The following is a 22,859-nucleotide window of genomic DNA, read 5'->3' on the forward strand; positions in this document are numbered from 1 at the left end:
GCCGGTCAGGGCAGGTGCGACAGATGAGTCAATCGCCGGTCGGCGCGCGTCATCCGCAGATCGAGGAGCGCCGCGCGCAGCCGCGCCACCTCTGCCGCGCCCTGGGGTGTTGACGCCAGATCATGACATTCCGCAGGATCGCGGCGCCGGTCGAACAGCATCGGCGGCACCCCGCCATTGAAATGCACAAGGCTGTGGGTCGCGTCGCGCAGGATGGCGGCATTGGCGGTAAGCGGGGTGAGGCCAAGCGCGCGCTCGAACCGCGTGGGCGCGCCCGGCTGCGACAGGTCGATCTCGGTGAGGGACAGGCCACGCCAGACTTCGGGGGCAGTGCCATGCAGAAAGGGCACAAGGCTTGCGCCGTCCATGGCGGGCGGCACATCCACACCCATCAACTCCAGGATCGTCGGGGCCACATCCACGGTCGAGACCATATCGGCCACCTCCCGCCCCGACGCCACGCCAGGGCCACGGATCAGGAGCGGCACGTGATGGGCGGGGCCGAGCACGTTGTCCTTGCCCCAATAGCCCTGATCGCCCAGCATCTCGCCGTGATCCGACAGCAGCACCACGAGCGTGCGCCCGGCCTGCCCGGTGCTGTCCAGCCAGTCGAGCAGACGGCCAAGGTGGTGATCCACCTCGGCCAGAAGCCCGAGATAGGTGGCGCGCAGATCGGCCACCTGCGCGGGCGCAAGGCGATCGCAGCGCCCGTCGAAGCCCCGGAAAAGCCCGTGTTGCGCGGGCGCCGAGAACCACGCGGTGCGGAACGGGTGATCGGGGCCGGCGGGCGCGGGTGCAGGGATACGGGCGGTATCGGCCAGACGGTTCCACGGCTCGGGTGCGACAAGCGGTGGGTGAGGGCGGATGTAGGTCAGATGCGCGCACCACGCACCATCGCGGCGCGCATCGAGTGCTTCCAGCGTGCGGTCGGTAAGCCAGGCGGTGTCGCTGTCCTCGGCCCGGTAGAGCGCGGGCGCGCGCAGCCCATCGCCGACCGGCTGGTAGAGGTCGAACCAGCGTTGCGGCAGGGGGGAGGGCAGGTCATAGCCACGGCTGCGCAAATGCCCGATCCACGCGAGAGGGGCCTCGAACCGCATCTCGACGATTTCGCGAAAGCCGCGCGCGGGCAGCTCGTAGGTGGCAAGGTCTGGATCGTCAGGCGGGTGCTCGGACGGATCGGCGGCCATGTCGCAATAGCCGAAAAGCAGCGGTTCGGTCCCCGCGCGGCGCAACTCAGTGGCCAGCGTCGCGTGGTGGCGCGCCACCGGCGTGCCATTGCGGATGCCGCGATGGTTGAAGGCGTAAAGCCCGGTCAGAAGCGAGGCGCGCGCGGGGCCGCAGGGCACGGCAGCGGTAAAGCAGTTGGTAAAGCTCACCCCCTCGGCGCGCAGCCGGTCAAGCGCGGGGGTGGGCACGATGCCATGAAGCGCGCCGAATACCGCATCGGCGCGCAACTGATCGAGCGTCACGAAGAGGAGGTTCGGGGCCATCACCCCTCCGATTTGAGCCGCTCAAGCAGCGCGGGCAGATCGGCGATGGAATCGATCACGTGATCGGCCCCGGCGGCGCGCAACTCCGCGTCTGCCTGCGCGCGGATCGCGTCGCGCTCGGCCTCTGTGAGGCCCGCCAGTTCCTCGGGCGTGCGCCCGGCGATATTGCCCGAAAGTGCCACGCCCACCACGGTGCAGCCGGTGGCGCGGCCCTCTTTGATGCCGGGGGGCGTGTCATCGACCTTGACGATATGGGGGCCGGGCACAAGCGTCATGTCGGCAAAGACGCGATACATCTGCCACGGGCCGGGGCGGCCCTTGGGCACGTCATCGGCGCAGATGCAGACCTCGGGGGCAAAGCCCTGGTCGGCCACCACGGGCAGCACGCGCGCCATGATCGAGCGGGTATAGCCTGTGGTGGTGCCCACGCGGATGCCCTGTTGCGCGAGCCATTCGAGCGTTCGGGCCGCGCCGGGAACAAGCGTCGCGTAGCGCGCCACCACCTCCTCGTTCATCGGCACGAACACCTCGTAGATGCGGTCTATCGCGGCCTCATTCGGCGCGGAGCCTTGTGCCGCGCGCCAGCCCTCGGCCACATGCGGCAGCGCCATCATGGCGCGGATATGGTCGCGCTTGGGCGCGCCCATCGGCCCGCGCGCATCCGCGATGCTGACGTTCACGCCGAAATGGGCGAAGGCCTCGACAAAGGCGCCCATCGGTGCGAAAGACCCGAAATCGATGAGCGTGCCCGCCCAGTCGAAAATCACCGCCTCGAATTTGGTCATGCCATCTCCCTTTCCGCGCGTTGTTTTTCCACCAGTGCCGCCCCGGGCGGCGCGGCGGAGGTGACGCCCATTTCGTTCAGAACCGCGCCGACAGCGGTCACCGCGTCGCGCATCACATCCGCGTCAAACCGCCCGATATGGCCCATGCGGAAACTGTCCACGACCGTCAGCTTGCCGGGATAGAGGATGAAGCCGCGCGCCTTCATCCGGTCGTAGAAATCGGCAAAGACAAAGGCCGGATCGGCGGGGCAGAAGAATGTGGTGATGATGGGCGAGAGCCAGCGATCGGCCAGAAGTGTCTCGAAGCCAAGCCCCCGCATCCCCGCCACCAGCGCATCGCGGTTGGCGCCGTAGCGCGCGCCGCGCGCGGCCACGCCGCCTTCGTCGTTGTGCTCATCCAGCGCCTGAAGGAAGGCGGCGACGGTATGGGTGGGGGGCGTGTAGCGCCATTGGCCGGAGCGCTCGAACTCGGCCCATTGGGCGTAGAGATCGAGCGCGAGGGAATGGGCATTGCCTTGCGCCGCCTCCAGCACCCCACGGCGGACAAGCGCAAAGCCGAAACCGGGCACGCCCTCGATGCATTTGTTGGCCGAACTTACCAGCGCGTCGAAGGGCAGGCCCTTTGGCAATGCCACCGCGCCGAAGGCGGACATGGAATCGACCAAGAGGCGGCGGCCTGCCTCCGCGACCGCCTCGGCGATTTCCGAAAGCGGGTTGAGGATGCCCGATGAGGTCTCGCAATGGATGGCTATCACATGGGTGATGGATGGATCGCGGGCCAAAAGGGCAGTCACCTCGGCCCCGCGCGGCGGCAGGTAATCGCCCTTGTCAAGCACCTCGACCGCGCGGCCCATCTGGCGCAGGGCCGCCGCCGCGCGCAGGCCGTAGGCGCCATTGGCCAGCACCAGTGCCTTGCCCGTGCGCGGCACCAGCGTGCCCAGCATCGCCTCGACCACGAAAGAGCCAGAGCCCTGCATCGGCACGCAGGTGAAATCCGCGCCCCCCGGCCCCAAGAGCGCCACGAGCGTCGCGCGCAGCCGCGCGGTCATGGCGCGGAAATCGCTGTCCCAACTGCCGAGGTCGCGCAGCATGGCCGCCTTGACGCTGTAGGAGGTGGAGAGCGGCCCCGGCGTCAGAAGCCACGGTTCGCCGCCCTGGGGCTGCTCGATCTTTAGGGGGGTCACGTCGGTTCGGTCTCCTTTGGGGCGGATGTCCGATTTCTACGGAAATCGAATTCCCCGGCATAGTGACAGGCCACGAAATGATCTGAGGCCAGTTTGCGCCAATCCGGCACCTCAAGCGCGCAGCGCGGTCGCGCAAAGGGGCAACGGGTGTGAAAGCGGCAGCCGGGGGGCGCGTCGGCGGGGTTCGGAATTTCGCCCAGAAGGCGCTCGGGCGTGAAGGGCAGATCGGGATCGGGTTCGGGCACGGCAGAGAGCAGCGCGTGGGTATAGGGGTGGCGCGGGTGGAAGAACAGGCTCTCGGTGGGGGCGTATTCCACGAAGCGGCCCACATACATCACCGCGACGCGATGGCTGATGCGCGCCACCACGCTCAGATCATGGGCGATGAACAGGAAGGATGTGCCGGTTTCGTCCTGTAAATCCTTGAGAAGGTTTATGATTTCAGCCTGAATCGAGACATCGAGCGCCGAGACGCTTTCATCGCAGACGACGAAATCGGGCCGTGCCACGAGGGCGCGGGCGATGCAGATACGCTGTCGCTGGCCACCGGAAAAGGCGTGGGGGAAGCGGCGCAGATGTTCCAGATCCAGCTTGCAGCGCGCGGCGATCTCGCGCACGCGGGCGTCGATCTGGTCGCGCTCGCGCATGAGGTTTGCGGCGACCAGTGGCTCGGCGATGATGTCGCGCACGGTCATGCGGGGGTTGAGGCTTGAATAGGGGTCCTGAAACACAAGGCTCATGCGCGGGCGCAGCGGGCGCAGCGCCTTCGGGCCGAGGGGCACAAGGTCAAGCGGCGCGCCGTCACCGTGCAAAAGCACCTGCCCTCCAGAGGGGGCGATCACCCGCAGGATCGCGCGGCCCACGGTGGTCTTGCCCGAGCCGCTCTCGCCCACAAGGCCCACGGTCTCGCCCCGGCGGATATCGAAGCTGACGCCATCCACGGCCTTGAGTTGCTTGCGGGTGCCGGAAAAGAACCCGCGCTTGCCCAGATCGAAGCTCACCTCCAGATCGCGGATTTCAATGAGCGGGCGGGTATCGGGGGTCATGCCACGGCCCTCGTCTGGTCATGCAGGTGACAGCGCACGCGGCGGCCTTCGGACAGCACCACCTCGGGCGGGGTCGCCCGATCACAAAGCCCCGGGATCACCTCGGCGCAGCGCGGATGGAACGGACAGCCCGCAGGCCGCGCCGAGGGCGAGGGGATGTCGCCCGGCACCGCCTCGAGCCGCGCATCAAGCCTGTCGGCGCGCGGGATCGCCTTAATCAGGCCGCGCGTATAGGGGTGCGCGGGGGATTTCAGCACCTCGCGCGCGGTGCCTGTTTCGACGATGGTGCCCAGATACATCACCGCCACGTCATCGGCCACATGCGCGATCACGCCCAGATCATGGGTGATGAAGATCATCCCCATGCCGAGATCGCGTTGCAGCCCGCGCATGAGGTCAAGCACCTGCGCCTGAATGGTCACGTCAAGTGCGGTCGTGGGCTCATCGGCGATCAGAAGGCGCGGCCCGGCGGAGAGCGCGAGCGCGATCATCGCGCGTTGCCGCATCCCGCCCGACAATTCGTGGGGGTATTGATCGACGCGCGTCGAGGGGTTGGAGATACCGACCTTGGTCAGCATGGCCACCGCCAGATCGCGGCCCGCGCGGCCCTTTAGGCCGCGATGCAGGCGGATCGTCTCCATGATCTGGTTGCCGATGGTGTAGACTGGTGAAAAGCTGGCCATCGGCTCCTGAAAGATCATGCCAATCTCGCCGCCGCGCAGGTGGCGCAGGGTGCGCGAGCCGGCCTTCAATGTCTCGATGGCGATTTCCTCGCCGGATTTGGCGATGTAGCGCATCCGTGCCTTTGTGTCGATTTCGGCATTGCCGGGCAGAAGCCGCATCAGCGCCTTGGTCGAGACCGACTTGCCCGAGCCGCTTTCGCCGACGATACCGAGGGTGCGGCCCTCGGCCACCGAAAACCCCACCCCCTGCACCGGGGTGATGCGCCCCTCATCGGTGCGAAAGCTGATCGAGAGGTTCTCGACGGTAAGCATCAGCGCGCCTCCGAATAGGGATCGGCCGCGTCGCGCAGCCCGTCGCCCAGAACGGTGAAGGCCAGCACCGCCAGCACCACGAACACCGCCGGGATGAACAGCCACGGCGCCTGTTCGATGGCCTGCACCGATTGCGCCTGTTGCAGCATCACCCCCCACGACACCGAAGGCGGGCGTAGCCCGAGGCCGATAAAGCTGAGCGCGGTTTCCGACAGGATCATGTAGGGAAAAGAGATCACCAGATCGACGATGATGAAGCTGGTGAAGGACGGCAGCATGTGGGTGGCGATCACGCGCGCCGGGCGCGCGCCGGCCAACTCAGCCGCCAGCACGTAATCCTCACCCCGGATCGACAGAAGCTGGCTTCGGATGCGCCGCGCCAGTGTCGGCCAGCCGAAGAGGCCGAGAATGATCGTCATCGCAAAGTATACTTGTGTCGAGGACCAGTCCTTTGGCATGGCCGCGGCAAGGCCCATGTAAAGCGGGATGATCGGGATCACGCGCACAACCTCTGTGAATCGCTGGATCACGTTATCCACCATGCCGCCGAAATAGCCAGCCGCCCCCCCGATGGCGAGTGCCAGCACGAAGGAGATGAGCACCCCCGCCACCCCGATGGAAAGCGAGGTGCGCGTGGCGTAAAGCGTGCGCGAGAACACGTCGCGCCCCATCTGATCGGTGCCCCACAGATGCAGGCGCGCGCCATCCTCCAGCCCGACAAGCCGCGTCTGAATGGGGATGACGCCCAGCAGGCGCGCGGGCTGGCCCTCGACGAAAAAGCTCACATATCGCCGCGTCTCTGGGTCTGGCATCGCCACGGCGCGCAGCGTCACCGGGTCGCGCTCTGTCCGTGTGCCATGGACGAAGGGGCGCAGGCTACAGCCGTTATCGTCGCAGAACATCGGGATCTGCGGCGGCCCGGAAAGGTAGTCGCGGTTGCGCTCGGTGGTGCCGTAAGGCGCGAAGAATTCGGCAAAAAGGCCCAGAAACACCATCACCCCCAGCACGCAGGCCGCCGCCATGGCCGCGCGGTGACGGCGAAACCGCCACCAGATCAGCGTCCATTGGCTGGCCGAATAATAGCGTTCGCGCTGGCGGCGCGCTCGGCGCTCTGCGGCGGTCTCGGGCGGGCTGTCGGGCGTGTCGGTCATGTCATCCTCCGAGCCGGATACGCGGATCGAGCCATGCCAGAAGCAGGTCCGAGACGAAATTCATCACCACGATCACGATTGTCAGCATCAACAGGATCGCGCCCGCCACGTTCATGTCGAGATCGAGATAGGATTTGAGCAGCAGATCGCCCAGTTCCGTCAGCCCCAGCACCACCGCCACGATGGGCAGTTCCGAGAATATCCGGTTGACGTCGAAACCGATGGTCGAGACCACCGGATTGATCGCCAGCCGCGCGGGATACTTCAGCAACAGCCGCCCCTCGGGCACACCGCGCGCGCGTGCGGCCACCACGGAAAGCTTGCCCAACTCGTCCGACATGGTCGCGCGCACGGTCTGGATCTGATAGGCCATGGCCGACCAGGCCAGCACCATGGCAGGCAGCCACAGATGGCCCAGAAGATCGCCGAATTTCGCCAGCGACCAGGGCGCATCGGAATATTTCGCACTGAACAGCCCCCCGATCGAAGTGCCGAACCAGCGATTGGCAAAATAGAGCAGAACCAGCGCCAGCAGGAAATTCGGCAGCGCAAGGCCCAGATAGGAAAACACCGTCAGGCCGTAATCGGCAAGGCTGCCGCGCCGCACGGCGGCATAGATGCCAACGGGGATCGAGACCAGATAGGTCACGATCAGCGTGGCGAAGAGAAGCCCGAGCGTAAGCCATATCTTGTCGCCGATGATATTGTTCACCGATGTGTCGAAGGCATAGGCGGGGCCGAAATCGCCGCGCAGCACGATGCCGCCGATCCAGTCGAGATAGCGCGTGACGGCGGGCGCATCGAGGCCAAGCTCGACCCGGATCGCCTGCACATCGGCGGCGGTCATGGTGACGCCGGTGCCGGAATACTTGCGGAACGCATAGCGCTCGGCATAGTCGCCGGGCGGCAGTTCCATGATGATGAACACCATGATCGAGACAAGAAACAGCGTCACGACCATGCCGAAAAGCCGGTCTATCAGGAAACGGGCCATCTGTGTCCCCCAAGGGCTGCGCCCGCCCCGGCATGATACCGGGACGGGCGGTGCTCAATCCTCAGTTGGCGATGAACCACTGATGCGAACGATAGGGAGAGGTCCAGTAGTAGTCATAGGTCTTGGACGTGAGCGGCTGCACGTTCTGCAGGCTGTTGTGGTGGACGTAAGGAGACGGGATTTCGCCCACGATCCCGATCTTGAGCATCTGGTCGGCATGGATGCGCACGATCTCTTCGCCGATCTTGCTCGATTCGGGCGTGCCGAGCGGCACCGACAGGAACTGCTCGGAGAGATCCCACAGCTTCTGGATGTCGGCAGGCGGCTCGATACCCTCTGCGCCGCCCGTCTCTTTCCACTTGGCCCATTCGAACCCGCCGCCGGGGTTGAAGAAATCGCCGAAGGGCGGCACCAGCATGGTGGCATCCTGCGCGATGAACGGACCCGAGATGCCGTCATTCTTCCAGATGAACACGTCCACGTCATTGGCATTGGCGCTGGCACGGTATTCGTCCGATGTCACCTCGCGCAGATCGACGGTCAGTCCCAAATCCTCCCACATGCCGCGTGACAGTTCGTGCAACTGCACTGGGCTGCCCTGGCTGGCGAAAAGGATGCGGATGGCAAGCGGCCTGCCGTCGGGGCGCTGGCGCTTGCCGCTGCTGTTGCGGGCAAGGCCCATCTCATCGAGCAGCGCATTGGCCGCCGCCACGTCATGTTCGAGGAACTGCGTCAGCGCATAGTCGGGCACGAAATCGACGGTCTTGGCCTCCACCGGGATGGCCTGCGCGGGCGTGCCCTGTCCAAGATAGACGATCTCGCGGATTTCCTCGCGGTCGAGGCCCATCGACATGGCTTGTGAAAAGCGCGGATCGTTGAAGATGTCGCGCAGCACCGGGTCCTTGTGGTTGCGCGCGAAGGAATAATAGACCGTCTCGCCCAGTGTCGGCGCAAGGCTTACCGTATAGTTGCCCTTGGCCTCGTTCTCCTTCAGGAGCGGAAAGTCATTGAGCTCGATGGCCTGTTGTTTCCAGGAAATCTCGCCATTCATGACCTTGAGGTTCACCACATCGCGCTCGGGGACATATTCCTCGCGGATTTCCGAGATATAGGGCAGTTGATTGCCGCCCGTATCGACCATGTGGAAATAGGGGTTGGCGACAAGGCGGCGGCCGTTGGAATCCTCGGCCACAAGGATATGGCTTTCCAGCGTCGGCTTGACGGCTACCCCGATTGAGGCGGCCTTGGCGGGGTCTTTCAGGAGCGGCGAAGGCACGTCCTTCCAGTCGGAGGCGCCGTAGTAGAAATCCACTGCATCCTTCTCGCTGGCAAAGCCGTGCTCGGCGCGCAGGGCGGCGGCGCCGTCATTGTATTTGTCCATGAAGCGGCCAAGGAAGTGGCGCGGCAGGAAGGTCTGGCCGTAATCCATCGCCCAGCGGTTGATGAGATTGGGCTGCGGTGTGGGGAAGGTGAAGCTGACGGTGACATCATCCACCGCTTCGACGCGGGCCGGTTCGCCGCCAAAAAGCCAGCGGCCGGGGGTCTGTTCGGTGATCGCCGGGTTGGTCAGGATGTCGTCATACCAGAACACCACGTCATGCGCGGTGAAGGGCGCGCCGTCGGACCATTTGTGCCCCTTGCGCAGGGTGAAGCTCAGTTGCGTGAAATCACCGTTCCATGACCAAGCCTTGGCCACGTTGGGCACGATGGTCTTGAGATCGTCGGAGTAACGCACAAGGTTGACATGGCGGACCGACAAAAGGTCGGAAGTGCCGGATTCAGTGGCGCGCGACACACCCGTCAGGGTGCCGCCGTGCTGACCGATGGCCGTGTAGGGCGCGACGACAAGCGGCTCCTCGGGCAAACGCTCGGCCACCGGCGGCAGATTCGGGTTGCCCGCGATGCGCGCGTTGAGCTCTGCCATCGCCGGATTTTCGGCCAGGTCGAGCGTGCAACTTGCCGCAGACTGGAATTCGGCCAGTTCGAACTGTTGCGGATAGGCGGGCACGAGGCCCTTCATGTCGGCGACGGTGGCGGGCGGGCAGGCGGCGAATGCCATGGTTCCGCTCAGGGCCAGCGCCGTGGTGCTGGCAAGCAGCATGTTCTTCTTCGGACGCATCGGTTTTCCTCCAGGTGTTGGTGGCGGGATGTTACCGCTAAATTTCAGCCTGTCATCCCTTTACACGATTCTGTGACGGTTAAATGAAACACTATTATTCATTTGATTGCTAAATGTGCGTCGGCAGGGTTTCTATCAGGCGGCGCGCTTGCGCTGCCCGGCAATCTCGAATAGTGCCGCGACCGCGCTCATATCGCGTTGTTCGGGCAGGGTGACGAGGTAGTGCCCGAGACGCGGCACCGGCTCGTCCAGAGTGAGGGCGACGATGCGCGAATCGTCCGGCTCGATCTCGCCCGCCATGGCCACGCCCACGCCCACGCCTTGCGCCGCCGCGAGGCGCATCGACTCCCACGATCCGAGGTCGATGGCGGTGCGCAGCGCGATCCGCTGCCGCGCGGCATAGGCATCGAACAGCCGCCGCGTACCCGACGCCCCTTCGCGGCGGATGAGGTCGAGCGTGCCCACCTCGGCCCATGAAATCCGCGCGCGCCTCGCCAGCGCCGTGTCGCGCCCGACCATGAGCACCACGTCCTCGCGCCGCAATTCCAGGCACACCAGGTCCGGTTCCGGCTCGGGGAGGGTAACGAAACAGGCCTCGAACGCGCCGTGACGCAACCCTTCGAGCAGGTCATGCGAGCCGTGACAGCGCGCCTCGATCCGCACGCCGGGGTGGCGCTGGCGGAAGGTGGCGAGAATGTCCATGATGAACTGATGCGTGGTGTAGCCGATCGCCAGACGCCCGGATTCGAGCGTGGCCAGCCCGCCAAGCGCGCCCGCCACCTCGTCGGAAAGTTGCAGGAGTGCACGCAGGCGCGGCAAAAGCGGCATCAGCAGGGCGTTCGCCTCGAGCCGGTGGCCCGAGCGGTCGAACAGCCGCGCGCGCAGCTTTTCCTCGATCTGCGACAGGTGGTTCGAGACCGAGGGCTGCGACAATCCCAGATCGCGTGCCGCTGCCCCGATCCCGCCGCAGCGTGCGATCGCCTCCAGTACCGAGAGTTGCACCAGCGTGAAGGGCGGTTTGGCCATCGTTCTGCCTTTTCGGTAATCGTGCCGCGCCATGCTTGGGGGATTGGCGCCGCTTGTCCAGCGCCAAGTGGCGCGGAGGCGGCGCTCAAAGGGACGTGAAAATGACGCTCCTGTCTTGCTGCGGCGGGGCGTGCGGCGTATTGAATTCGCCAGATCGAGTTTCCGCGCCAAAGGATTCCCAGATGTTCGACCGATTTCGCCACCTTCTGCTTGCCGTGACCCTGGCCGTTTTGCCGATGGCGTCGCAGGCGCAGCTTGGACCGCTTGTCGATGTGGACGGACTGCGCGCCGCGATCGAGGCCGAAGCGCCCGTCGTGCTCGATATCCGCGCAAGAAGCGCCTTCGAGAGGGGGCACATCCCCGGGGCGCTCAACGCGCCTTATGGCGTATTTCGCGGCCCGGCCGAAAACCCCGGACAGCTTGTCACCGAGGCGCATCTGACCGAGGTGCTGCGCGGGCTTGGCATCGCGACAGATACACCCGTGGTGGTGGTTCATCAGGGCGCCGACCAGACCGATTTCGGCGCGGCGGCGCGGGTTTACTGGACGCTCAAGTCCAGCGGGGTCAGCACGCTGGCCATTCTCAATGGCGGCATGAATGCTTGGACACGGGCCGGGGGCGCACTGGAAACCGGCCCCGCGCGGCAGGTCGTGCCATCGGACATCACCGTGCGTTTCTCGCGCGAATGGCTGGCCACGCGCGAGGATGTGCAGGCCATCGTCCAGGGGCGCGACACGGCGCAGTTGATCGACGCGCGCCCCGAGGCGTTCTGGAAGGGCGAGACCAAGCACACCGCCGCGGCGCGCCCCGGCACCCTTCCGCAGTCGCGCTACTTCACCCATGACCGCTGGTTCGGCCAGAGCGAACCCGCGCTGATCAAACCCGACCTCGTGCGGCAACTGGCGGCAGAAAACGGCTTTGGCCCCGGCGACCGGCTGGTGAGTTTCTGCAACACCGGGCACTGGGCCGCGACCAACTGGTTCGCGCTGAGCGAACTGGCCGGGATCGAGGGGGTGCGGATGTATCCCGAATCGATCGTCGGCTGGTCAATCGCGGGGGGCGAAATGGCCAATGTGCCGGGTCTGCTGCGGAACATGCTCAACAAGATCACCGGCAAATACTAAGGCGCGCCCATGACAACGGTTACCACGATGCCCGATGCAGCCACAGCGCCGGGCCTTTTTTCGCGTGCGACGATGCTGGTGCTGGTGGCGGCGGTGGTGCTTTCGGTCGCGCTGATCGCCGGGCCGCGCTCGGGCATGGTGCTGCTGATCGGGCTGGGCTTTGGCCTCACGCTCGAGGGGTTCCGCTTCGGCTTTACCGGGCCATGGCGGCGGATGATTCTTGAGCGGGACGCCTCTGGCCTTCTGGCGCAGCTTCTGGCGATTGCCATCGTGGCGATGGCGGCGCTGCCGCTCTTGGCGGCGAGCGGGGCCGAGTTGAAGGGCGCGCACGCACCCATCGGGCTTGCCATGATCGGCGGGGCCTTTGTGTTCGGCGCGGCGATGCAGATCGTGCTGGGCTGCGGCTCGGGCACGCTGGTCAATGCCGGAAGCGGCAATGTCGTCAGTGCGTTGGCGCTGCCGTTCTTTGCCATCGGCAGTTTCGCAGGGGCGTATCACCTGAGCTGGTGGACCTCGCTTGGCAGCCTGCCGGTCATCGTGCTGGAGGGAACCAGTGGGCTTGGCATCACGCTGCTGGGGCTGGCCGGTGTGGCCGGTGTGGCGCTCTTGCTCGGGCGCAAGGGAAGCCATCGCCTGCCCGCGCGCTATTGGGGGGCGCTGCTGGCGCTGGCGGCGCTGGCCATCCTGCATCTGGTGGTGGCGGGGCAGCCCTGGGGCGTGGTGTATGGCCTGGGTCTCTGGGTGGCCAAGGGGGTGGTGGCCATGGGCGGTGATCTGTCCGGCTCGGTGTTCTGGTCGGCATCGAGCAATGCGGCGCAGGTGCAGGCGAGCCTTCTGACAGATGTCACCTCGCTCACGGATCTGGGCCTCATTGGCGGCGCGGCGCTGGTGGCGTGGTGGCGGGCAGGGTTGGGCTCGCCGGTGGGAATCCTGCCCGCGCGGGCCTGGGTGGCGGTGATCGTCGCGGGGCTGGTTCTGGGCTATTCCTCGCGGCTGGCCCTGGGCTGCAATATCGGTGCGTTCTTCAGCGGCATCGCCACCGGCTCGGCCCATGGCTGGGTGTGGTTCGCGGCGGCCTTTGCCGGCTCCTTCGTGGGCATAAGACTCCGGCCCATGCTGGGACTGGAGGTGCGGCGGTGAGGCGGGTCCATATCACCCTTCTGGTGCTGCTCGGGGTGGGGGTGCTGCTCGCGCTCGACCGGGCGCAGTCGCAGCCGCTCAACCCCTATAAGGCGCCTCCGATGATCGCGCTCGGCTCGGGGCTGGCAGCCACGGGCGGGCATTGCGCGGCACCACCGCCGCCCGCGCGCTGATCCCGGCACGCCATCAGCGTAACCGCAGCAGCGGGGCCGGGCCGATGGGCACTGGGCCAAGCCATACGCGCCCGTCGCTGAACCCGAGCGGGACATCCAGCGTCTCGGGGTTCCCGGCCATGCGCGCCATCATGCCCAGCCCGTTCTCGACCGTCTGCGCCATGCTTTCAGGCAGGACGCCCGCCACCCGCATCAGCGTCACGATCTCGCGCCAGTTGCGCGCCTTGAGCGTGATTTCACCCTCGGGAAAGCCGCGCGCGTCCACATCCACCGTGCCCGCTGCCTGAAGGTGCAGATCGCCCCAGCGGCCATTGGCCAGCGCCACCTTGATTCGCGTGGGCTGCGGGCGGGCGCGCTCGATGGCGCTGCGGTCCCAGGGCTTGTCGAAGGTCACTGTCAGATCGGCGGTGACGCCGCTGATCTGACGCGGCAGGCGGTTCTCGGGATCGAGCAGCGTGTGCCAGGGCGCCGCGAGGGTGAGCCCCTCGGCGCGCAGCCCGAGGCGATAGTCGAAGCCCTCCAGCCGCTCTGCGGCAAGCGAGAGGGCGGACAGGGCGGAGGTCTCGTCCGTCCGCCCCTGAGGGGTCACGCGCAGAAACCCGGCCGTCAACGTCATGCGCCGGGGCGCGAGCGCGGTATCGGGCGCGATGACCAGCGAGGCGCGCATGTCGCGGCTTTCAAGCAGGAACTTTTCCTGCGGGGTGGCGAGCAACTGCCGCTCGGGCCAGACCGCGATGACATGATTGGGCCGGTAGCTGAGTGCGTTGATCTGGAAATAGGGCACCTCCCAGGCCAGCCCGCTGCGCGGATCGGCCAGCGCGAGATCGGTGAACGCGGTGTCGAACCGGTTGGGAAAGCCCTGCACATCAAGCGCGCGTGTCTCGGCCACCCAGCCATCCGTGCGGCGCGCGTCGAACCACCGGGAAAATCCCGCCTCGATACCGCGACTGCCCACAAACCAGTAGCCGCCCCAGAGCGACGCGCCCAGAATGAGGACCGCAAGCAATAAGCGCATGGCAAAAGCCCCTTTCATGCCTGGTTGGGGCTGTGTTTATAAGGGCGGGTGCGCGAGGAACAGGGGAAATGGCATGTGGGTGTTCGGATATGGATCGCTGGTCTGGAATCCGGGATTCGACACGATCGAACGGGTGATTGCGCGGTTGCCTGATTATCGGCGCAGCTTCTGCATGCGCTCGATCCACCATCGCGGCACGCCCGAGACGCCGGGGCTGGTGCTCGCGCTCGACCGGGTGCCGGGGGGGTCATGCGAGGGGGTGGCGCTGCGCGCCGCCTCCGATCGCGCCGACGAGGTGCTGGCCTATCTGCGCGAACGCGAACTGATTTCCTCGGCCTATCTGGAGCAGCGGTTGGAGGTGGCACTTGCCGATGGTCGCCGCGTCGAGGCGGTGACCTATGTGGTCGATCCCGATCACGGGCAGTATTGCGGCGGTATCGATCTGGAGGAACAGGCGCAGATCATCGCCCGCGCCCATGGCGGGCGGGGGCCGAATACCGAATATCTGTTCAACACCACCGCCCATCTGCAGGAACTTGGCCTGCATGACGGCGAACTTGACTGGCTTGTGCGCCGGGTGCGCCACCTCTGTGGTTAAGCCTTGGCTTGACGGGCCAAGCCGCGTAGGCTGCACGCGATAAACACCGTGTCGGGAGCGTCCAGATGGACCAGCCGGACCGCGAGGTCGAGCCGCAGTTTTCCTATCCCTACCGCCAGATCATGCTCATGGTGGTCGTGGTCGGGCTGACCGGGTTCGGTGCGTTCCTGGCCTTGCCACGGGTGATGCCGGTGTTCGAGGCGAACCCGTGGCTGAACGGTTTTATCTTCTTCGTCTTCGTACTGGGCGTGATCGCGACCTTTTGGCAGGTCTTTCAACTGATCGGCTCGGCGCGCTGGATCGAAGGGTTTGCCGGGCAGGTGCCTGGCCACGAACTGACGCATCCGCCTGCCATGCTCGCGCCGCTTGCCACCATGCTGCGCGGGCGCGGGCGGCGGATGCAGATCGCCTCGACCTCGGCCCGCTCGATCCTCGATTCGGTGGCGCAGCGCATAGACGAGGCGCGAGAGATTACCCGCTATATCGTGAGCTTGCTGATTTTCCTCGGGCTTCTGGGCACGTTCTATGGCCTTGCCACCACTGTTCCGGCGGTGGTCGATACCATCCGCAGCCTGGCCCCCCAGGAGGGTGAGGAGGGGGTGGAGATCTTCAACCGGCTGATGACCGGGCTCGAGGCGCAACTGGGCGGCATGGGCGTGGCCTTTGCCTCGTCGCTCCTGGGGCTGTCCGGCTCGCTTGTCGTGGGGTTGCTGGAGCTGTTCGCGAGTCATGGGCAGAACCGGTTTTACCGCGAGTTGGAGGAGTGGATTTCAACCATCACCCGTTTGGGTTTTGCCGAAGGCGAGGGTGAGGGCAGCGGCGTGGCCCATGTGCTTGACGCGATGGCCGAACAGGTGAGCGAGCAGATGGATGCGTTGCAGGCGATGTTTTCGCAAGCCGAGATGGGCCGCGCCATGGTCGATGAAAAACTCGGCATCCTTGCCGATTCAATCGAGCGTCTGACCCATCGGATGAGCGATCAGAACCCGGTTCAGGTGGCGCTGATGCGCGTGGCCGAGGGGCAGGAGCGGCTCTCCGAGGCGATCGAGGCGCGCGAGACCTCCGAAGGGCTTGACGCCGAAAGCCGGATGCGCTTGCGCTCGATCGATGTGCAGATGCTGCGCATTCTCGAAGAAATCAGCGCCGGGCGGCAGGAGACGATGACCGAATTGCGCACCGATCTGGCCGCGCTTACCCGCCTTCTGGGACAGGCGCGCGCAGGCGCGCAGCGCCCCGCCCGCCCGGTGATTCCGCGCGACGAGGACGGCTGAGATGGCGCTCTCGAGGCGCACGGGGGCACGGTTCCAGGGCGCGATCTGGCCCGGTTTCGTGGACGCGATGACCGGGCTGCTTCTGGTGCTGATGTTCGTGTTGACGATCTTCATGATCGTGCAATTCGTGCTGCGAGAAGAGATCAGCGGGCAGGCGTCCAGGCTCGACACGCTTTCCGCCGAGGTGGCCGCGCTGTCGCGCGCTCTGGGGCTGGCCGAGGATCGCAACGCCAGCCTTCAGGACCGGGTGGGTGTGCTGACCGCCACGTTGGGCGATGCACGCACGCGCGCCACCGAACAGGCGGCGCTGATCGCGCGGTTGCGCGCGCAAGGCGATGAACAGGCCGCCGCGCTGGAAGAGGCGCGGGGACATATTGCCAGCTTTGAGGAACAGGTGGCAAGCCTTCTGGCCGAGCGCGACCACGCGCTTGGGCGGGTGGCCGATCTCGAGGGCGCGCAGGCGGATTTGCTTGACGAACAGGCCGCGCTCAACCTCGCGCTGGCTGGGCTCCGCGAGGAGGTGGACGAACAGGCCGAGGCCGCGCGTCTGGCGGCGGCGCGGCGTGAGGCGCTTGAGGCGCTGGTGGCCGATCTGCGCGCGCGCGAAGCCGAGGCGGGTGCGGCGCAGGCGGCGCTCGAAGAGCGGTTGAGCGAGGAGGAGGCCGCGCGGATCGCCGAGGCGGCGGCCGCAGAGGCGTTGCGCGCGCGGCTGGAGGGGGCGCAGACGGAGCTGACGGCGATGACGCTGGCGCTGGAGGCAGAGCGGCGGCGGGCGGAGGAGACGCTTACGCTTCTGGCGGCGACCGAAGCGGTGCGCGACGATCTCGACGCGCGGCTGGCGCAGGCGCTGCTGGGGCTGGAGGGGCGCGAAGCCGAGATAGGCCAGCTGGAAACGGCGCTGGCCGACGCGCGCGCCGGGGCACAGACCGCCGAGGAGCTGCGTGCGCGGCTGGTGGCGGCGCTGGCCGCGCAGCGCGCGGCCGAGGCCGAGGCCGAGGATCGGCTGAGTGCGGCGCAGGAGCGAGCGGTGCTTCTGTCCGAGGCGCGCGCGCGGCTGGCGCAGGAGGCCGCAATCTCCGAGGCCGCGCGGCGCGAGCAGGCCTTGCTGAACAGCCAGGTGGCGGCGCTGCGCACGCAATTGTCTGAGTTGCAGGCGTTGCTCGACGACGCGCGGGACCGAGAGGCCGAGGCCGAGGTGCAGTTGCAATCGCTGGGTAACGAACTCAACACCGCGCTGGCGCGCGTGGCCGCCGAGGAGCGCCGGCGGCGGCAGGCAGAGGAGGAGCGCGCCGCGCTCTTGCAGGCCGAGGCCGAGCGGCTGGCCGCGGAAAAGGCGGATCTGGAGAGATACCGATCGGATTTCTTCGGGCGGATGCGCGAAATCCTGGGCCAGCAGGAAGGGGTCCGGATCGTGGGCGACCGGTTCGTGTTCTCGTCAGAGGTGCTGTTCGCGCCGGGTGAGGCCGAGCTTTCGGAGGCCGGACAACGCGAGATCGCAGGGGTGGCGCGGCTTCTGGGCAATGTGATCGACGAGATCCCGCCCGAGATCGACTGGATTCTGCAGGTGGATGGGCACACCGATACCGTGCCGCTCATGCCTGGTGCGCGGTTCGCCGACAACTGGGCGCTGAGCCAGGCGCGGGCGCTGTCGGTGGTGCGCTATCTGGCGACGGTGCTGGGCTTCCCGGCCAGGCGGCTGTCGGCCAATGGCTATGGCGAATATCAGCCGCTCAACCCGGCAGACACGCCCGAGGCTCGGGCGCAGAACCGGCGGATCGAGTTGAAACTGACCACGCGCTGACGCCCTTGCGGCCCTTCCGTTCCGGTCTCGCGGGGGAAGGGCGAGACCGGAACGATGCGCAGGTCATTCCGCTGTCAGCAGGGGCGGCTTCTTCTTGCCGGTGAGGCGGCGGGTGACGGGGCCTTCGATGTCGAGGGCGATCCTGTCGTCGCGAACACCCACCTTGACCACCCCGCCCTTGGCCAGCTTGCCGAACAGCAGTTCCTCGGCCAGCGGCTTCTTGATGTGCTCCTGGATCACCCGGCCAAGCGGGCGCGCGCCCATGCGGTCGTCATAGCCCTTGTCGGCCAGCCAGGCGGCGGCTTCGTCGCTCAGCTCGATGGTCACGTCACGATCCATGAGCTGCGCTTCGAGTTGCAGCACGAACTTCTCGACCACCTTGAGGATCACCCCGCGCGGCAGCGCGCCGAAGGAGATGATAGCATCGAGCCGGTTGCGGAATTCGGGGGTGAAGGTGCGCTCGATGGCGGCAGTATCCTCGCCCTCACGGCGGTCGCGGCCAAAGCCGATGGCCGATTTCGCCTGTTCCGCCGCGCCCGCGTTCGAGGTCATGATGAGCACGACGTTGCGGAAATCGACCTTGCGGCCGTTATGGTCGGTGAGCGTGCCGTGGTCCATCACCTGAAGCAGGATGTTGAACACGTCCGGGTGCGCCTTTTCGATCTCGTCGAGAAGCAGCACGCAATGGGGATGCTGATCGACCCCGTCGGTCAAGAGGCCCCCCTGATCGAAGCCGACATAGCCCGGTGGCGCGCCGATGAGGCGCGAGACGGCGTGTTTTTCCATGTATTCCGACATATCAAAACGCAGCAGTTCCACGCCCAGGGTTTCGGCAAGTTGCTTGGCCACCTCGGTCTTGCCCACCCCGGTGGGTCCGGCGAAAAGGTAGTTGCCGATGGGTTTCTCCGGCTCACGTAGCCCGGCGCGCGCGAGCTTGATCGCCGAGGACAGTGCCTCGATGGCGGCATCCTGACCGAATACGACCCGCTTTAGCGCGCCTTCGAGATCGCGTAGAACCTCGGCATCGTTCTTGGACACGTTCTTGGGCGGGATGCGGGCGATCTTGGCGACCACATCCTCGATCTCCTTGACGCCGATGGACTTGCGCCGCTTGGAGGCGGCGACGAGGTGCTGCGCCGCACCCGCCTCGTCGATCACGTCGATGGCTTTGTCGGGCAGCTTGCGGTCGTTGATGTAGCGCGCCGAGAGATCCACGGCCGAGCGGATCGCGTCGTTGGTATACTTGACCGAATGGTGGTCCTCGAAATAGGGCTTGAGGCCCAGGAGGATCTTGATCGCATCCTCCACCGTCGGTTCGCTTACATCGATCTTCTGGAAGCGGCGGGCCAGCGCGCGGTCCTTCTCGAAATGCTGGCGGAACTCCTTGTAGGTGGTCGAGCCCATGCAGCGCAGCTTGCCGCCCTGAAGCGCGGGCTTGAGCAGGTTGGAGGCATCCATCGCCCCGCCCGAGGTGGCGCCCGCGCCGATCACGGTGTGGATTTCGTCGATGAAAAGCACCGCGTCGGGATGCTTCTCAAGCTCGGTGACTACCGCCTTGAGCCGTTCCTCGAAATCGCCACGATAGCGGGTGCCCGCCAGAAGCGCGCCCATGTCGAGCGAATAGATCGTGGTGTGGGCAAGCACCTCGGGCGTTTCGCCCTTGACGATCTTGTGCGCCAGACCCTCGGCGATGGCGGTCTTGCCGACGCCCGGATCACCCACGAGGATCGGGTTGTTCTTGCGCCGCCGGCAAAGAACCTGGATGCACCGCTCGACTTCGCGGTCCCGACCGATGAGCGGGTCGATATCGCCGCGCCGGGCCTTTTCGTTGAGGTCCACGCAGTATTTGGAGAGAGCCGAATCACCCACTTCTACGGCGTCGCTCTCGACCTTGGTGCCGGTGCCTTCGTCGTCCATCTCCGTCGCGCCGGTGACAGGGCGGGATTCGCCATAGGCCGGGTTCTTGGCAACGCCATGGGCGATGAAATTCACCGCGTCATAGCGCGTCATGTCCTGTTCCTGTAGGAAATAGGCCGCGTTCGATTCACGCTCGGCAAAGATCGCCACCAGCACGTTCGCGCCCGTCACTTCGGTGCGCCCCGAACTCTGGACGTGGATCGCCGCGCGCTGGATCACGCGCTGGAATGCTGCCGTCGGCACCGCCTCGGAGCCGTCGATATCGGTGATCAGATTGGCGAGATCCTCGTCGATGAATTCCACCAGAGAGGTGCGCAATTCTTCGGTATCGACGCTGCATGCCTTCATCACGCGCGCGGCGTCGGGTTCGTCCACCAGCGCCAGCAGGAGATGCTCGAGGGTTGCGAATTCGTGCCGCCGCGCATTGGCAAGCGCGAGAGCGGCATGGATTGCCTGTTCAAGTGTTGTCGAGAATGAAGGCACGGTCGTGCTCCTTCTGATCTTGGCCGCCAGGCATCTTACCCGACAACCTTGGCCTCATAGTGTTAAAGTTTGGTCGATGATGGCCGGGCTTCAAGACATAATTTGTAAAACTGCCTCACTTTTATTCAGTGTATCGCGGGGTTGTCGTAACATTGCATCAGAAGTGGTCCTTGCGGCGGCGGATTTCGGCAAAGACATCCGCGTCCGCCGCCTCCTCCATGCCAAGGCGGGCGCGGATAGCGGGATCGTCGGCGCGCAGGAACGGGTTGGTGGCCAGTTCCTCGTCCAGCCGCGAGGGGACGGTGGGGCGGCCTTGGGCACGGGCCGACTCGACCGCCGCCACCCGATCGTGCAGCCGGGGGTTGTCCGGGTCGATGGTCAGGGCAAAGCGGGCATTGGCGGCGGTGTATTCGTGGCCGGAATAGACCGTGGTCGCGGGCGGCAGGGTGGCCAGCTTGCCCAGGCTTTCATGCATCTGGTGCATGGTGCCCTCGAACACTCGCCCGCAGCCAAGCGCCATCAGGCTGTCGGCGGTAAACACCGCCGCGCTAGCCGGGAAGTGAAGGGCGATATGGCCCATCGTATGCCCTGAAACGTCGATCACATGGCCGGTCTCGGCGCCGATGCCGATTGTGTCACCTTCGGTCACGGCAAGGTCAAGAGGGGGCAGCCGATGGGCGTCCGTAGCGGCGCCGATGACGCGGGCAGGGGCCTCGGACAGCAGTGCGTCTAGCCCCTGGATGTGGTCGGCATGGTGGTGGGTCAGCACGACATCCGAAAGCGTCCAGCCCTGTTCGCGCAGCGCGGCGAGGACCGGTGCGGCCTCGGGGACGTCCACCGCCGCCGTCGCGCCGGTCGCCGGATCATGCGCGAGAAAGGCGTAATTGTCCGAAAGGCAGGGAATGGTGAGGATTTGCAAGGCCATGCTCTGTTCCCGTGTCGTTTCTGGTGCTAGCGTGAGAGTGACGTATCAGCGGCGGCACTTCAATGCATCTCGATGTGCAGGATTTGAGAAACTTCTACTACCGCAATCCTCTGGGTCGTGCGGTGCAGAAGACCTTGCGCGCGCAGATTGCCACGTTCTGGCCAGAGGCACAGGGGCAGACCGTGGCGGGGTTCGGGTTTGCCGTGCCGTTCCTGCGGCCCTATCTGGCGGATGCGCGGCGCGTGGTCGGGCTGATGCCCGGGCCGCAAGGCGTGATCGCCTGGCCGCAGGGGATGCCCAATGTCGCGGTGCTGTGCGAGGAAACGCTCTGGCCGCTGGAAACGGGGCATGTGGACAAGCTTCTCGTGGTGCACGGGCTGGAGACATCGGACCGGCCCGGCGATCTTCTGGAGGAGTGCTGGCGTGTGCTCGGGCCCGGCGGCTCGGCGCTTTTCGTGGTGCCGAACCGGGCCGGGCTCTGGTCGCGCTCGGACCGCACACCGTTCGGTTTCGGGCGGCCCTTCAGTCAGGGGCAGCTGGAGAGCCAGTTGAAGGCGCATGGCTTTCTGCCAGAGCGCCACGCCACCGCGCTCTATCAGCCGCCATCGGCCCGCCCGTTCTGGCGGCGAACGGCCGGCATGTGGGAGCGCATGGGCGCGCGCCTTTCGATGGTGGCGGCGGGCGGCGTGCTGGTGGTGGAGGCGACCAAGCGCGTGCAGGCGTCCGGCGGGCCGGGATTGCGTGAGAAGGTCAAGAGGCCCCTCGGCGTGCTGGTGCCGCAGCCCGAGGCCAAGCCGGTCTGAGCGGTCAAGTCAGGCGGCAGAAACTCTTTCGGGAAAGGGTTTTCGGCAGGTGAAACGACTCTCTTTCCGGGGTGGCGTTGCGTGGCGAGTGCGGCGGCGGTCGTGGGCAGCGGGCTGGCGATGATCGGCTCAGCCGGATATCCGGCGGATGCCGATGCGGCTGCCGATGCCTTCCGGACGGGGCAGGGCGGCGTGGGCTCGGGCCATGGCGGCGACGCGGTCGGCGATGTCGGCGGGCATGGGCACGACGCGCGGCCCCGAAAGATCGACATGAAGGGTCAGCCCCTCGCCCGTGGCGGCCAGCCAGCCCTCCTCGTGGTATAGTTCCTGAAAGGAATGAAACCGTTTGGCGTCATGGTCGAGCAGGTAAAACGTGCTGAACAGCCGGTCGCCCAGCTTCACCTCGCGCAGGTAGCGGATGTGGAACTCGGCCGTATAGGTGGTCAGACCGCGCGCCGCAACGTAATCGGGACCAAGGCCCATCTCGGCAAAGGCCTCGTCGGCGCAGCGATCCAGAAGCACGGTGTAATAGCCCATGTTCATATGGCCGTTATAGTCGATCCAGCCCTCCTCGACGCTGTGGAAGGCAGAACGGAACGGAGCGAAAGAGGTCATGCACGGGGCCTTTCGGTGCTGTCGCGCGCAGGCTAGCAGGGCGCGGCGCGACGGAAAAGGGGGCGGGTGGTGCGCACGGTTGTCGTCACACTGTTACGAAATGGAAATCATTCGTGACGAAAAATGCAGGATATCGCCTATGTTTTTGCTTGGATCACAGGGGCTTCGGGCAGCACGCTTGACATAAAACAATCGCTTGTATCT

20 protein-coding genes are annotated in these 22,859 nt (G+C 66.1%); 7 read left to right on the forward strand and 13 right to left on the reverse strand.

What is annotated here, in order from left to right; translation table 11 throughout:
- Positions 1–5: 5 nt before the first annotated feature.
- The 9 genes from KAK09_RS11840 to KAK09_RS11880 all read right to left on the reverse strand — a co-directional run bounded on the left by KAK09_RS11840 (position 6) and on the right by KAK09_RS11880 (position 10,790).
- Positions 6–1,490, reverse strand: a complete 1,485-nt coding sequence (locus KAK09_RS11840; protein ID WP_210879151.1) for a sulfatase-like hydrolase/transferase — start codon at positions 1,488–1,490, stop codon at positions 6–8.
- Complete coding sequence (gene phnX / locus KAK09_RS11845) at positions 1,490–2,275, reverse strand: phosphonoacetaldehyde hydrolase (RefSeq protein ID WP_210879152.1); 786 nt, start codon at positions 2,273–2,275, stop codon at positions 1,490–1,492. Before phnX ends, KAK09_RS11840 begins: the two co-directional genes overlap by 1 nt.
- A complete protein-coding gene (locus tag KAK09_RS11850; protein ID WP_210879153.1) occupies positions 2,272–3,459 on the reverse strand; it encodes a 2-aminoethylphosphonate--pyruvate transaminase in 1,188 nt (395 codons plus the stop codon). The genes phnX and KAK09_RS11850 overlap by 4 nt, the downstream gene beginning before the upstream one ends.
- Entirely contained in the window at positions 3,456–4,505 is a 1,050-nt protein-coding gene (locus tag KAK09_RS11855) for an ABC transporter ATP-binding protein (protein ID WP_210879154.1), read from the reverse strand. Before KAK09_RS11855 ends, KAK09_RS11850 begins: the two co-directional genes overlap by 4 nt.
- Positions 4,502–5,500 carry an ABC transporter ATP-binding protein gene (locus tag KAK09_RS11860; RefSeq protein ID WP_210879155.1) on the reverse strand — a complete coding sequence of 333 codons (999 nt, stop codon included), beginning with the start codon at positions 5,498–5,500 and terminating at the stop codon, positions 4,502–4,504. The genes KAK09_RS11855 and KAK09_RS11860 overlap by 4 nt, the downstream gene beginning before the upstream one ends.
- Positions 5,500–6,651: an ABC transporter permease gene (locus tag KAK09_RS11865; RefSeq protein WP_210879156.1), complete on the reverse strand. Its 1,152-nt coding sequence runs from the start codon at positions 6,649–6,651 to the stop codon at positions 5,500–5,502. The genes KAK09_RS11860 and KAK09_RS11865 overlap by 1 nt, the downstream gene beginning before the upstream one ends.
- Before the next feature lies 1 nt (position 6,652).
- A complete protein-coding gene (locus KAK09_RS11870) occupies positions 6,653–7,645 on the reverse strand; it encodes an ABC transporter permease (RefSeq protein ID WP_247651202.1) in 993 nt (330 codons plus the stop codon).
- A gap of 61 nt (positions 7,646–7,706) precedes the next feature.
- Complete coding sequence (locus KAK09_RS11875; protein WP_210879157.1) at positions 7,707–9,764, reverse strand: ABC transporter substrate-binding protein; 2,058 nt, start codon at positions 9,762–9,764, stop codon at positions 7,707–7,709.
- A 135-nt stretch (positions 9,765–9,899) separates the two neighbouring features.
- The gene (locus KAK09_RS11880; RefSeq protein WP_210879158.1) at positions 9,900–10,790 is read right to left on the reverse strand and encodes a LysR substrate-binding domain-containing protein; all 891 of its coding nucleotides are present in this window, start codon (positions 10,788–10,790) and stop codon (positions 9,900–9,902) included.
- Positions 10,791–10,972: 182 nt separating this feature from the next.
- Between KAK09_RS11880 and KAK09_RS11885 the strand changes: the two genes are divergently transcribed.
- The 3 genes from KAK09_RS11885 to KAK09_RS11895 all read left to right on the forward strand — a co-directional run bounded on the left by KAK09_RS11885 (position 10,973) and on the right by KAK09_RS11895 (position 13,227).
- Positions 10,973–11,914, forward strand: a complete 942-nt coding sequence (locus KAK09_RS11885) for a sulfurtransferase (RefSeq protein WP_210879159.1) — start codon at positions 10,973–10,975, stop codon at positions 11,912–11,914.
- A gap of 72 nt (positions 11,915–11,986) precedes the next feature.
- On the forward strand, positions 11,987–13,054 hold the full coding sequence (locus tag KAK09_RS11890) for a YeeE/YedE family protein (protein WP_210879209.1): 1,068 nt from the start codon (positions 11,987–11,989) through the stop codon (positions 13,052–13,054).
- The gene (locus tag KAK09_RS11895) at positions 13,051–13,227 is read left to right on the forward strand and encodes a hypothetical protein (RefSeq protein WP_210879160.1); all 177 of its coding nucleotides are present in this window, start codon (positions 13,051–13,053) and stop codon (positions 13,225–13,227) included. The genes KAK09_RS11890 and KAK09_RS11895 overlap by 4 nt, the downstream gene beginning before the upstream one ends.
- 13 nt (positions 13,228–13,240) lie before the next feature.
- Here the strand turns inward: KAK09_RS11895 and KAK09_RS11900 are convergent, their stop codons facing one another.
- On the reverse strand, positions 13,241–14,242 hold the full coding sequence (locus KAK09_RS11900) for a DUF2125 domain-containing protein (protein WP_247651203.1): 1,002 nt from the start codon (positions 14,240–14,242) through the stop codon (positions 13,241–13,243).
- Between the two features lie 73 nt (positions 14,243–14,315).
- Between KAK09_RS11900 and KAK09_RS11905 the strand changes: the two genes are divergently transcribed.
- From KAK09_RS11905 to KAK09_RS11915, 3 genes are all read left to right on the forward strand, one after another.
- On the forward strand, positions 14,316–14,840 hold the full coding sequence (locus tag KAK09_RS11905; RefSeq protein WP_210879162.1) for a gamma-glutamylcyclotransferase: 525 nt from the start codon (positions 14,316–14,318) through the stop codon (positions 14,838–14,840).
- A gap of 65 nt (positions 14,841–14,905) precedes the next feature.
- Complete coding sequence (locus KAK09_RS11910; RefSeq protein ID WP_210879163.1) at positions 14,906–16,111, forward strand: biopolymer transporter ExbB; 1,206 nt, start codon at positions 14,906–14,908, stop codon at positions 16,109–16,111.
- A 1-nt stretch (position 16,112) separates the two neighbouring features.
- Complete coding sequence (locus KAK09_RS11915; RefSeq protein ID WP_210879164.1) at positions 16,113–17,912, forward strand: peptidoglycan -binding protein; 1,800 nt, start codon at positions 16,113–16,115, stop codon at positions 17,910–17,912.
- A 63-nt stretch (positions 17,913–17,975) separates the two neighbouring features.
- Here the strand turns inward: KAK09_RS11915 and clpA are convergent, their stop codons facing one another.
- Both clpA and gloB read right to left on the reverse strand, forming a co-directional pair.
- A complete protein-coding gene (gene clpA / locus KAK09_RS11920) occupies positions 17,976–20,312 on the reverse strand; it encodes an ATP-dependent Clp protease ATP-binding subunit ClpA (RefSeq protein WP_210879165.1) in 2,337 nt (778 codons plus the stop codon).
- A 157-nt stretch (positions 20,313–20,469) separates the two neighbouring features.
- Positions 20,470–21,237 (reverse strand): hydroxyacylglutathione hydrolase, encoded by a 768-nt coding sequence (gloB, locus tag KAK09_RS11925; protein WP_210879166.1) that lies wholly within the window; start codon positions 21,235–21,237, stop codon positions 20,470–20,472.
- 62 nt (positions 21,238–21,299) lie between these two features.
- Here gloB and KAK09_RS11930 point away from each other — a divergent pair, with 62 nt between their 5' ends.
- Positions 21,300–22,040 carry a methyltransferase domain-containing protein gene (locus KAK09_RS11930; protein WP_210879167.1) on the forward strand — a complete coding sequence of 247 codons (741 nt, stop codon included), beginning with the start codon at positions 21,300–21,302 and terminating at the stop codon, positions 22,038–22,040.
- Between the two features lie 129 nt (positions 22,041–22,169).
- On the opposite strand, the gene KAK09_RS11935 is transcribed toward KAK09_RS11930, so the two are convergent.
- On the reverse strand, positions 22,170–22,655 hold the full coding sequence (locus tag KAK09_RS11935) for a thioesterase family protein (RefSeq protein ID WP_210879168.1): 486 nt from the start codon (positions 22,653–22,655) through the stop codon (positions 22,170–22,172).
- Positions 22,656–22,859 lie beyond the last annotated feature (204 nt).

The sequence above is a fragment of the Roseovarius autotrophicus genome (genome assembly GCF_018069895.1).
Lineage (GTDB): Bacteria > Pseudomonadota > Alphaproteobacteria > Rhodobacterales > Rhodobacteraceae > Roseovarius > Roseovarius autotrophicus.